The sequence below is a fragment of the Thermonema rossianum DSM 10300 genome (assembly GCF_000426825.1).
Lineage (GTDB): Bacteria > Bacteroidota > Bacteroidia > Cytophagales > Thermonemataceae > Thermonema > Thermonema rossianum.
On record NZ_KE384579.1, the window covers coordinates 114,941 to 127,013 of the forward strand.

Genomic DNA, 12,073 nt, shown 5'->3' on the forward strand with positions numbered 1-12,073 from the left:
TTGTTATTGCTTTTTCTGCTGAAAAGAAAGGTTTTTTTGATTTACATCCACCAAGAAGTGATACTTCTTCAAAAATTTTCTGCCCAATAGGATAGGGTAGCGCATTTGCTCCCGGTCTGCCAGGGTGAACTCAATATCGAACGGCCTGCCGAAGAGAACGGCTTTTGTTTGAATTACAAAGCGGTATTCACTATGCCCGGATGAGCTGGTTACTTTTTTTTCATAGAAATGGGCGGTGCGGTATTCGTGGTCGTTGTATTGAGGGTGGGCAGGGTCCAACAGGTGAAAACTCAAGAGCCGCTGACCGCCGGGGGCTTCAATCAGGCATACCCGGTGGCAGTGTATGGCCGAAGTATAAGCGCCCGTGTCGATCTTGCAATCCAAGTCGTAAAGCTCAAATTCCGGTAAATCAATTTTATCGAAGGCACCTATCAACAGTCGATGGTTCATGCAATGGCAATGTTGTGTTCTTTAATATAAAGAAAAAGCCTGCAAATAAACATAAGTTTTGGCAATTGTTGGTGTAAAAAAATGATGAAGTAAAGTTTGTGGGTTTGTTGCCTTGCTCAATGGGGGCTTTTAACAAATAGTGCGTGGAATGTAAAAAAATGGAAGCAGGGAAGAGGGAATGAATGGATTTTTATAAATCTATTGATTATCTTGTAGTTAAACCACTAATCCTTAATATCTGCCAACCATGCCGCCATTTGTACGGCTTGCGCTAATGAGTATTGCCGGCATCTTACTTGCGCGCTTTCATTGGGTGCGCGTGCCTGCTACTTTGTGTGTAGTACTAAGTGCTTCCACCGTTTTGTTGGCGGCTTATTGGTGGTATGTTCAAGGCCGAAGGCGCGCTTATCATGACATAGTGCTTTCTATTCTATTTTACCTGTTGGTGTTGTTGTGTGCCAATAGCCGGTACAATCTAACAAACCGGCAGCCTATTGCCATGGATTTATATGCCCGTTGGGAAGGGCGTCCCGTTCTTTGGCTGGCAGAAATACAAGAAACGCCGGTCCGCAAAGCCAATTACACACAGGCAGAAGCCCTTTTGGTCGCTTACTACGATACAGAGCGGCAAACATGGCGGTTGCCCGGGCGCCCGTGCACGGTGTTGTTGCGCTTGCAGGACAGCCTGAAGACCTTGCAAATTGCTGACCACTTATTGTTGAGAAGCAAAATAGAACCTTTTGCACCACCTTTGAAGCCCGGAGATTTCGACTACCGGGCATATATGCACAGCCGCAACATATATCTCACCGCTTGGGTGAAGCAAAGCAGTTGCTTGCTTGTCAACACTTCTTTGAGCGGGTGGGGGCTTATCCGGCGCCATATTGCCCATTGGCAGGTGCGCTTAAAACAATCGCTTCTACAAACCGGCGTGAAGCAGCATGCCGGTGTTTTGCTGGCACTAAGCTTGGGCGATAAAAGTCTCTTACGACAGGACATAAAACAATTGTATGCCGATACGGGCGCTTCGCATGTTTTGGCGGTGTCGGGCTTGCATGTGGGTATTCTGTTTTTGTTGATGCAATGGCTGTGGCAGCCGGGGCAACGCCCCGCGTGGCGCTGGTTGTTCCTACTGACTACCTTGCCTTTATTGTGGGGCTATGCTTTGCTCACCGGGGCGTCGCCTTCGGTCCTGCGGGCATCGCTGATGTTTTCCCTGTTCTCGGTGGCTTCTTGCCTGAACCGCACCACCAATGCTTACAACACATTGGCGCTTTCGGCTTTTTTGCTTTTGTTATGGAATCCGTTACTGCTCTTCCATTTGAGTTTTCAACTTTCTTATTTGGCAGTTTTGGGAATTTTGTTCTTTTATCCCCGTTTGTCGAAGCTTTGGCAGCCCCGCTTCCTTATACTCAAAAAGGGATATGAGTTATTGTGCGTTTCAGTTGCCGCCCAGCTGACCACCTTGCCGCTTACATTGCTTTATTTCCGTCAGTTTCCTTTGTCAAGTTTGGCCAGTAGCTTATTGGTAGTGCCCCCGGCGCCTTTCTTGCTGCTGGCTTCACTTGGCTTGGGCATCATGGCGTGGACGGGTGCCCCCGCTGCCTTCATTGCCCTTGTCACAAAAGCATTGGTAGTCATGCAATCACTGATTGAGCGTTGTTTGCAGTGGCTACAGCACTACTGCCCGCCTGTGCCTGTTCCTTATTGGGATATGGCGGACACGTGGGTAGCGTATGCCTTACTGTTGCTGTTGGGGCTGTATCTGACCAAAGAAATAGCTTTTTCAAAAGCAGTTATTGGAGCGGCGGGGGTGCTATTGATAGGCACGCTTCATAATGTATCTAAACAGTATGCACTGAACAAGGAAGCCCGCTTGTATGTATGGTATAACAGCCAACACAAGCACTGCGAGGTATGGATTGTGAAGGGGCAGCAGGCTTGGTGTTCCGATAAAGCGTGGTGCGCGCGTGCCCGCATATGGAGGCTTACATGGAACGGCAAGCATATTGCCTTGGTCAATACCCCCGTGGATACGGCAGGGCTGTGGAAGCAGCCCCCGGATGTGCTCGTGTGGAATACTTATTACACTATCCCGGACAGATATCTGAAGCATGTCCCTTTGATTGTTTTGGGGCGGCAGGTAAGCATGCAACAACGGCAAGCCCTGCGGCGGCGCTTCGTAGTGCATGAGCTAAGCAAAGAGGGAGCTTGGTGTATGAGCGAAAATTCGCCGGTAGAATAAAGTGTAAAATTTGGATTTTTGCCAAGTGGGTAAAACAAAGAATTGTGTATGAGTTTTTTGTATGAAATAATTTAGAGTGAAACAGGTGAAATGGAAAATTTTTTGTATGAAATAGTGCAAACAAATCTTTGCAAGGTGCAATTTTGTGTTATGATTTCTGCTTGAAAAAATGTATATTGCAAGGGCTGCACAGTGCCTTGCAGCTTCTTTCAAAAACAATCCTTTATCAACCTTGCTCACAAATAACCTAAACATTTACACTCATGGCAGTAGCAGAAAAAAAAATTCTTTCTAAGCTTCAATTAACCAAAGAAGACATATTAAAAGATTACCGCTTGGCTTGTGAAAGCCGTGAAGCAAGCATCTTGGGGCGGAAGGAAGTGTTTATGGGAAAAGCCAAGTTTGGCATTTTCGGCGATGGCAAAGAGTTGGCGCAAATAGCCATGGCTAAGGCTTTCCAAAAAGGCGACTGGCGCTCGGGCTACTACCGCGACCAAACATTTATGATGGCAATCGGCGCCCTCACGCTCGAAGAGTTTTTCGCACAGCTTTATGCCGATACCAACCCGGAGCATGAACCCGCCACGGCAGGGCGCTGTATGAACTCCCACTTTGCCACCCACCTTGTCGATGAGCAGGGCAAGTGGTTGAACCACACCGAACTCTACAACTCGTCTGCCGATATTTCGCCCACAGCAGGTCAGATGCCCCGTCTTTTGGGTTTGGCATGGGCATCCAAGCTTTACCGCGAAAACCCCGACCTGCGTCCCTTCAAGCAGTTTTCTAACAATGGCAACGAAATAGCTTTTGGTACCATTGGCAATGCCTCTACTTCCGAAGGCATGTTCTTCGAGGTGATGAATGCTGCCGGCGTCATGCAGGTGCCCATGCTCATGTCTGTATGGGATGACGGTTACGGCATTTCTGTATCGCAAGAATATCATACCATCAAACAAAGCATATCAAAAGCCCTGAAAGGATTTCAGAGCGACAAAGACGGCAAGGGCTTTGAAATTTATGAGGTGAAAGGGTGGGACTACCCCGCTTTGTTGGAAACCTACCGCAAGGCAGCAGCCGGATGCCGCAAAAACCACACGCCCGCATTGGTGCATGTAACCGAAATCACACAACAGCTGGGGCACTCTACCTCCGGCTCGCATGAGCGCTACAAATCACCCGAGCGTTTGGAATGGGAACGCACCTATGATTGCAATCGTAAGTTCAAAGAGTGGATTCTTGAAAACGGCATCGCTACCGAAGAAGAGCTGGAGCAGATAGAAAAAGAAGCCTTGGCACGTGTGAAACAGGCGCGCAATACCGCTTGGAGCAACTACCTGAAAGGAGTGAAGGAATACACCGACAGTGCGCTGGCGCTGCTGCAAGAAGCAGCCGGTAGCTCGAAGCTGCATGCCGAAGAAATTGCTGCCATTACCAAAGAATTTAAAGAAACCATCAACCCCATCAAGCGCGATGCTTTTCGTGCCGTCAAGCGTGCCATACGTGTGCTGCGCGATGAAAAAGACCTGCCTGCGCGTCATGCATTGGTGGAGTGGGTGAAAGAAAAAACCGCCCGGGCACACGACGAGTACAGCTCGCATCTGTATAGCGAAACCGAAGAGTCGCCCCTGCGAGTGGCTGAGGTCAAGCCTGTTTATTCTGACAACAGCCCCTTGGTAGATGGGCGTGAAATCATGCAAAACTACTTCGACGCCCTCTTTGCACGTGACCCGCGCGTGATTGCCTTTGGCGAAGACGTGGGACGCATCGGAGACGTAAACCAAGGGATGGCAGGCTTGCAGGAAAAGTACGGAGAAATACGTATTACCGACACTTCTATCCGGGAGTGCAGCATCTTGGGACAAGCCATAGGGGTAGCCATGCGTGGGCTGCGCCCCATTGCCGAAATCCAATACCTCGACTACATCCTCTATGCCGTGCAAATCATGTCAGATGACTTGGCTACCCTGCGTTACCGCACCAAAGGGCGTCAGAAAGCCCCGGTGATTGTGCGCACGCGTGGGCACCGCCTCGAAGGCATCTGGCATTCGGGTTCGCCCATGGGCATGCTGTTGCACAGCCTCAGAGGCATGCATGTGCTGGTGCCGCGTGATATGGTACGTGCCGCCGGCTTCTATAACACCATGATGCAGTCCGATGACCCTGCTTTGATTATCGAGTGCCTGAACGGCTATCGCCTGAAGGAGCGCATGCCCGATAATCTCGCAGAGATTACGGTGCCTTTGGGGGTACCGGAGGTGTTGCGTGAGGGCGAAGACGTCACCATCGTAACCTATGGTTCCATGTGCCGCATAGTGATGCAGGCAGCCGAAGAATTGGCGGCACTGGGCATCAGCTGTGAAGTGATTGACGTGCAGTCCTTATTGCCGTTCGACATCCATCACCGCATCGTGGAGTCGGTGAAGAAAACCAACCGTTTGGTGGTTGCCGATGAGGATGTAAGTGGTGGTGCTACCGGCTTTATGTTACAAAAGATAGTGGAAGAGCAGGGTGCTTACCGCTGGCTGGATTCCCAACCCATGACCATCCCCGCAAAAGACCATCGCCCGGCTTATGGCTCCGATGGGGATTACTTCTCTAAACCCAATGTAGAGGAAATCGTGGATAAAGTGTATGCCATGATGCATGAGTTCAACCCGGCGAAGTTTCCCGCTTTGTATGAATAAATGCAGTTGATCAGTGATAAAAACAGAAAGGGGCACTTGCCCCTTTTTTGTTATGTCTGTTGTCCTCTTGGGCATTTCGAGCATCCCTCTTGTTATTTCAAAGTTTCCCTTTTGTCATTTCGAGCGTAAGCGGGAAATCTCTTTTTCCTTCTTATGGCTTGGTGCGATGAGATTTCTCACTCGCTTACGCTCGGTTCGAAATGACAGCTTACGTTTACACTCGTGCGAAATGACAGGCTGCGGTTCACTCATTCGAGATGACACTCTACGCTTTGCTTCGTTCGAAATGGCAGGCAGCATTTTTGTAGTTGCTTTCTGTGCCTTGTTTTGCCCTTTCGAGCTTCCCCCCCTTTGTCATTTCGAGCGATAGCGAGAAATCTCTGTTGCTTCTTGTGGCGTGGTGCGATGAGATTTCTCACTCGCTTACGCTCGTTCGAAATGACAGGCTGCGCTTTGTGCTTTTCGAAGTGAGAGGGGGGTAAAGAAAAAAACCGCCTTTCAAAAGGCGGTTTGGGAATATATGATAAAAGCGTTTAAATTAAGCTTGTACCGATTTTACTTTTTCCACGATAGCAGCAAAGGCTTCGGGGTGATTCATGGCTAAGTCTGCCAATACTTTGCGGTTGAGCTGCATGCCCGACTTGTTGTACAAGCCCATGAATTGAGAGTAAGACATACCATGCTGGCGAGCTGCCGCGTTGATACGCATAATCCACAGGCGGCGGAAATCACGCTTGCGGCGCTTTCTGTCACGATAAGCATACTGCCATGCGCGCTCTACGGCGTTTTTGGCTACGGTCCATACATTCTTTCTTCTGCCAAAATAACCTTTGGCAAACTTCAACATTTTTTTGCGACGTGCGCGCGATGCTACATGGTTTACTGAACGAGGCATAGTTTTTCTCTTTTTTTGGTGAACGGCGATGCTCCTATGGCATACTTAATACCGGACACCGGGTGAAACATTGAAACCGGAAATGTTTTTAATTAAGATTGAATACGTTGACACCTGTTTACTTGAGTGCCAACAAAGCTTTGATGCGCGGGGCATCAGCAGGGTGCACCAAAGTAGAATGCGTAAGGTTGCGCTTGCGCTTGGTGCTCTTTTTGGTCAAGATGTGGCTTTTGTAAGCGTGCTTACGCTTGATTTTGCCGGTAGCCGTCAGCTTGAAACGCTTTTTGGCTCCTGAGTTTGTTTTTTGCTTTGGCATAACTGTCTGATTTTATGCAACAATACTTGAAAAGGAAGGCAAATTTACAAGTAAAGAGGCAATTACACAAATGCCCCTTCTATGGAAAAAGACCGCAGGCAGACGACTTGCCTGCCTGCGATTGTGCTAAGGAGCAATATTTTTCTTTCTATTCCTCTTCTTTGTCTTTATCGTCTGACTTTTTCTTTTTCTTAGGCAGGGGCGCAAGCATCATAATCATACGCTTGCCTTCCAGTTTCGGCATCTGCTCTACTTTGGCTACATCTTCCAGTTCGGTAGCCATTTTCAGGAGCAGTACTTCGCCGCGGTCTTTGAAAACGATGCTGCGACCGGCAAAGTGCACATAAGCTTTCACTTTGGCGCCTTCTTCCAAGAAGCTGCGCGCATGCTTGAGCTTGAAGTTGAAGTCGTGTTCGTCGGTGTTGGGACCGAAGCGGATTTCTTTGACGACTACTTTTTGCGCTTTGGCTTTGATTTCCTTTTCGCGTTTCTTTTGCTCATACTTGAACTTAGAGTAGTCGATGACCCGGCAAACAGGAGGGTCTGCATTAGGGGCTATTTCTACCAAATCCAGCCCTTGTTGTTCGGCTATTTTCAGGGCTTCTTCGATGGGGTAGATGCCTTGCTCTACGTTGTCGCCTACCAAACGAACTTCTTTAGCCCGTATTTTCTCGTTGATGCGGTAGGGTTCTTCTTTTTGTACTCTTCCTCCTCTTGGTCTTCTTGATTTTCTACGCATTGTGTGTTTTTAACGTCCTTTTTTAAATGAAGTAATAACTGTTGTTAAACGGTTAACAATGAAATCTTTTAAAGATTCACGAATGGTTCTGCAAGTTTAGAATCAAATGATGAAATTTGCAAGTGTGGCATTCTTTATTGAGCGGCTTATTTTCTTTTTTCTTTTTAAGTTCAACGCCTTGCTTTTTCTACCGTAAAAAGTACTAACTTTACCTCACAAAACCAAAAAGAGAATCTTATGATGAGACGTTTTGTATGTTTGCTTTTTTTATTGATTGCAGCTCACTGGACCATGGCACAAGGTGAGTGGGCAGTGGGAGTGCGTGTGCCCGAACCCGCCGGACTGAGCGTGAAGAAATACCTGAACGGCGGAAGCAACGCACTTGAGTTTGGCATTGGTACCTATGGCTACGGTTATGGCTATGGCAGCACCTATCCGGGTTACAAAGGCTATTACAAGAAATACAACAAAGATTATTACTATCGTCGTGGTGGCTTGGTTATTATGGCTGACTACTTGTGGCAGAACTCCATCAGTGGGGTAGAGGGATTGCAGTGGTATGCCGGTCCCGGTTTGCAGCTGCGTTCGTTCAACTACCTTTACGATAGCGACGGTGACGGCAACTTGGATACCGAAGGTACGGCTTTGGGTTTGGGTCCCAATGGCATGGCGGGTCTGGAGTGGTTTTTCCCACAAGCCGACTTCTTTTCCTTATTTGTGGATATGGGCTTGTATATAGAGATAGCCCCGCGTCCGTGGGTGGCGCTGAATGCAGGCATCGGCTTTCATTTCAACTTCTAACGTCTATAGTAAAGAAGAAGGCAGCTGCACGGCTGCCTTTTTTGTTTTCTCTTTTTTTATGCTTTCAATCACCCAAAACAACTTATAGTCATGATTTTATTGGATGGCAAAAAGCTGTCGGCAGAAATCAAAGCCGAATTGGCACAAGAAGTACAACGTATGAAAGATGCGGGTCAGCGCCCACCGCATCTGGCAGCCGTATTGGTTGGCAACGACGGTGCCAGCGAGACTTATGTTGCCAGCAAGGTAAAGCGATGCCATGAGGTGGGCTTTGAATCTACCCTGGTGCGCTTGCCGGAGAATATAACAGAGGAGGCATTGCTCGAAGAGATAGAAAAGTTGAATGAAAACCCCGCCATAGATGGCTTTATTGTTCAGTTACCCTTGCCCAAACACATAGACGAGAGCCGTGTGATTCAAGCCATACGTCCCGAAAAAGACGTGGATGGTTTTCACCCTATCAACATTGGGCGCATGGTGAAGGGCTTGCCTGCCTACATACCGGCAACACCTTTTGGCATAGTGGAGATGCTGCGGCGCTATGAGGTGCCTACTGCCGGCAAGCACTGTGTGGTCATTGGGCGCAGCCAGATAGTAGGTATGCCCATGAGCATCCTGATGGCACGCAAAGGGGAGCCGGGCAACTGCACGGTGACCATCTGCCACAGCTATACGAAAGACCTTGCCGCCTTCACCCGCGAGGCAGACATAATTGTGGCTGCTTTGGGCAAGCCCGAATTCTTGACCGCCGATATGGTGAAAGAAGGTGCAGTAGTAATAGATGTGGGGATATCAAGGGTGAAAGACGAGCATGCCCCCAAGGGCTATGTAATCAAAGGCGACGTGAAATTTGACGAAGTAGCGCCAAAAACAAGTTACATTACACCGGTGCCGGGTGGTGTAGGTCTCATGACCGTTGTATCTTTGCTGTACAATACCTTATTGGCAGCACAGAAGAAAATTTATTCATGAAGCAACTGTTTAGCAATCCTTTTATAGAGTCATTTGCCCACCGCTTTGAAAATATCTATCAAAGCGTGGGCTTTTTGTTGCCGGAAGCGGCTCTCTTGGCAGGCATCGTTTTGTTGTTGCTGCTTGCCATAAGCACACGCAAAGCCTATGGGTTGCGTCTTGCCTTTTGGGCAGTCGCCATCATGATGGCGAGTTTGTTTGCGCAGCTCTTTTTTCTTGTAGGGCAACTGCGCAGCTTACCGGACGAAGCCCCCCTCTATTTGATGGCAGATACTTTATGTGTTTTTCATCCCCTGCAAATACAGGCACGCATAGCCTTGAATTTGGGGGCTTTGCTGTTTGGCGTGGTCTTTCTCTTTGAATTGCTGGGGCACTACCGCAAGGAAAGTGTGGAGTGGCTGTTTTGGGCGCTCTCGGCTCTGCTGGGCTTGGATTTGCTGCTGCTAAGTGCCCATTTCCTTACTTTTTATATGAGCTTTGAATTGAGCTCTATTGCTACTTATTTCTTATTGAGCGTGGGGCGGCAGCGAAGACAGCATGAGGCGCTCATGAAGTATGTTTTGTTCGGGGCTTTTGCCTCTGCCCTGATGCTCTACGGCATCTCGTGGATTTATGGACTCGCCGGAAGTATAGAGTTTACCCAAGCGGCTTTTTGGCAGCATTTGCAAGCAGCGCCTTCCTTATGGCTGTATATTGCTTGGGCACTCTTTGCCGCAGGTGTGTTTTTCAAGTTGAGCGTAGTGCCTTTTCATTTTTGGGCACCCGATGCCTACGAAGGCGCCCCCGCCATGAGCCTTGCTTTTGTGTCGGCAATACCCAAGGTGGCTATACTTGCTTTTATGATGCTGTTGAACAGCCGGATGGCGGCATTTGCTGCCTTGCAGACAGTATGGGGGCAACTGCTGATGGCAGTGGCACTGGCTTCGTTGTTGCTTGGCAACTTCATCGCTTTGCGGCAGCACAATCTGAAGCGCCTGCTGGCATATTCTACCATCGCACACATGGGCACGCTTCTGTTGCCGGTAGTTGCCGCAGGCTACGAGGGAGCAGAAGAAGTGTTTTTATATTATTGGGCGGTGTATGCGCTCACGCTGTTTGTGGCATTTGCCTTGGCAGCACAGCAGCAAATAGACCAAATTGCCGATTTGAGACGTTTTAACCATACGACAGGGGCTAAGCTCGCATGGGGCGTGGTGGCTTTCTCTCTGGCAGGGCTGCCGCCTACTGCCGGTTTCTTGGCAAAGTTGGGTGTCTTTGTACACTTCTGGAAAATGGCTGCCTCGCACAACCTTGCCTTGCTGTTGTGGGTAACGGCTTTGTTGAGTACAGCCGTGGCGCTGGCTTATTACATCAAAATACCTTATGCGCTCTTTTTCAAGCAAGAAAGCGAGGCGGGCGCCCCGGCAGGAGCAGATGCCGCCTTGTTGCCGGCTATGATGATTGCCCTGCTGTTGGTGCTGGCTATCCTGTGGGGCTACCCCTTTGCTTGATGTTCAGCCGTTCATTTGAATTGAATAGTTGTAAATTTGCACTGTTTCACGAAAACCAACCAGTCACTTATACCTTCAAACGCTTATGAAAATAGAATTAGGCATACCCAAAGGAACCCGCGATTTTGGACCGGAGCAGGTGGCAAAGCGCCACTATATCATGAACCATATCCGCGAAGTGTTTGAGCTGTTTGGCTATGAGCCCATCGAAACGCCTGCTATGGAGTTGCTCTCGGTGCTTACCGGCAAGTATGGCGAAGAGGGCGACCAACTGCTGTTTCGTGTGCTCAATTCCGGAGACTTTTTGAAAGATGTATCGCAAGAAGACATAGCGAAGGGGGCAGCGCATTTAGCCAATGTGATTTGCGAAAAGGGCTTGCGCTATGACCTCACCGTGCCTTTTGCCCGCTATGTGGTGATGCACCAGCATGAATTGGCTTTCCCTTTCAAGCGCTATCAGATGCAACCTGTGTGGCGTGGCGACTCGCCCCAAAAAGGACGCTATCGTGAGTTTTACCAATGCGATGCCGACGTGGTAGGTACCGACTCGCTACTCTGTGAAGCCGAAATAGTGCTGATGATTACGGAAGTATTCCGGCGTTTGGGCATTGAAGACTATACCATAAAAATCAATCACCGCGAGCTGTTGCGTGCCATGAGTGAGTGGATTGGTGCCGCGGGGCAGGAACAGGCGCTCTGCGTTGCCATTGACAAACTGGACAAAATAGGACAGGAGGGCGTAGTGCGCGAGTTGCAAGAGCGGGGTTTTGCGCAACACCAAATAGAGCAGCTGTTGCCTTTGTTTGAAGTAAATGGCACTTATGCCGAGGTGTTGAAACACTTCGCAGAACAAATGAAAGAACTTGCTTCGGCAAAAAAAGCAATTGAAGACCTGCAGGCGATTCAAAGCCTGCTGGAGGAAGCAAGCGGGCAACCATTGAATACCTTCCCCTTGATGCTGGATCCAACCCTGGCGCGTGGTCTTTCGTACTATACGGGGGCTATCTTCGAAGTGAAGGTGAACAATGTGGCAATAGGCAGTGTGAGCGGCGGCGGGCGCTACGACAATCTGACCGGTACTTTTGGCAAAGAGGGGCTGACCGGCGTGGGCTTTTCTTTCGGTTTGGACCGCCTCTATGACGTCATGGAAGCGCTCGATTTGTTTCCAAAAGACACACGCGCCGGCGTCGATGTAATGCTCGTGCATTTTGATGCGGAGTCGCGTAAGGGCGTCCTGCCTTTGTTGCAGCGCTTGCGCGGTGCTGGTATCAAGGCAGAACTTTACCCCCAAGCCGATAAGATTAAAAAGCAGATGAAATATGCCAATAAGAAAGGAACCCCTTGGGTGCTTTTGGCAGGAAGCGAAGAGTTGCAAAGGCAGTCGGTGCAGTTGAAGAACATGCATACCGGTGAGCAGGTCGAGATAGCTGTGGACGAAGTAGTTGGATTTTTGAAACAAAAATTGTATAATCGTTAATATT

Annotated in this window: 10 protein-coding genes; 6 read left to right on the plus strand and 4 right to left on the minus strand. The window is 49.0% G+C overall.

Annotated elements, in window-relative coordinates; translation table 11 throughout:
- Positions 1–3: 3 nt before the first annotated feature.
- Positions 4–450, minus strand: a complete 447-nt coding sequence (locus K384_RS12130) for an ATP-dependent zinc protease family protein (protein ID WP_038032751.1) — start codon at positions 448–450, stop codon at positions 4–6.
- A 247-nt stretch (positions 451–697) separates the two neighbouring features.
- Here K384_RS12130 and K384_RS13505 point away from each other — a divergent pair, with 247 nt between their 5' ends.
- Together K384_RS13505 and K384_RS12140 are read left to right on the plus strand one after the other, a co-directional pair.
- Positions 698–2,695, plus strand: a complete 1,998-nt coding sequence (locus K384_RS13505; protein WP_084147230.1) for a ComEC/Rec2 family competence protein — start codon at positions 698–700, stop codon at positions 2,693–2,695.
- Between the two features lie 263 nt (positions 2,696–2,958).
- Positions 2,959–5,379 (plus strand): alpha-ketoacid dehydrogenase subunit alpha/beta, encoded by a 2,421-nt coding sequence (locus K384_RS12140; protein ID WP_038032753.1) that lies wholly within the window; start codon positions 2,959–2,961, stop codon positions 5,377–5,379.
- Positions 5,380–5,917: 538 nt separating this feature from the next.
- Here K384_RS12140 and rplT read toward each other — a convergent pair.
- From rplT to infC, 3 genes are all read right to left on the minus strand, one after another.
- On the minus strand, positions 5,918–6,274 hold the full coding sequence (rplT, locus tag K384_RS12145; RefSeq protein WP_038032755.1) for a 50S ribosomal protein L20: 357 nt from the start codon (positions 6,272–6,274) through the stop codon (positions 5,918–5,920).
- A gap of 118 nt (positions 6,275–6,392) precedes the next feature.
- The gene (rpmI, locus tag K384_RS12150) at positions 6,393–6,590 is read right to left on the minus strand and encodes a 50S ribosomal protein L35 (protein ID WP_038032757.1); all 198 of its coding nucleotides are present in this window, start codon (positions 6,588–6,590) and stop codon (positions 6,393–6,395) included.
- Positions 6,591–6,738: 148 nt separating this feature from the next.
- Complete coding sequence (gene infC / locus K384_RS12155) at positions 6,739–7,329, minus strand: translation initiation factor IF-3 (RefSeq protein WP_051633379.1); 591 nt, start codon at positions 7,327–7,329, stop codon at positions 6,739–6,741.
- Between the two features lie 237 nt (positions 7,330–7,566).
- Here infC and K384_RS12160 point away from each other — a divergent pair, with 237 nt between their 5' ends.
- From K384_RS12160 to hisS, 4 genes are all read left to right on the plus strand, one after another.
- Positions 7,567–8,130, plus strand: coding sequence for a hypothetical protein (locus K384_RS12160; RefSeq protein ID WP_038032758.1), 564 nt, complete (start codon positions 7,567–7,569; stop codon positions 8,128–8,130).
- A gap of 90 nt (positions 8,131–8,220) precedes the next feature.
- Positions 8,221–9,102: a bifunctional methylenetetrahydrofolate dehydrogenase/methenyltetrahydrofolate cyclohydrolase FolD gene (gene folD / locus K384_RS12165; protein WP_038032760.1), complete on the plus strand. Its 882-nt coding sequence runs from the start codon at positions 8,221–8,223 to the stop codon at positions 9,100–9,102.
- A complete protein-coding gene (locus K384_RS13510; RefSeq protein ID WP_051633380.1) occupies positions 9,099–10,592 on the plus strand; it encodes an NADH-quinone oxidoreductase subunit N in 1,494 nt (497 codons plus the stop codon). Before folD ends, K384_RS13510 begins: the two co-directional genes overlap by 4 nt.
- 85 nt (positions 10,593–10,677) lie before the next feature.
- Entirely contained in the window at positions 10,678–12,069 is a 1,392-nt protein-coding gene (gene hisS / locus K384_RS12175) for a histidine--tRNA ligase (RefSeq protein ID WP_038032762.1), read from the plus strand.
- Positions 12,070–12,073: the final 4 nt, after the last annotated feature.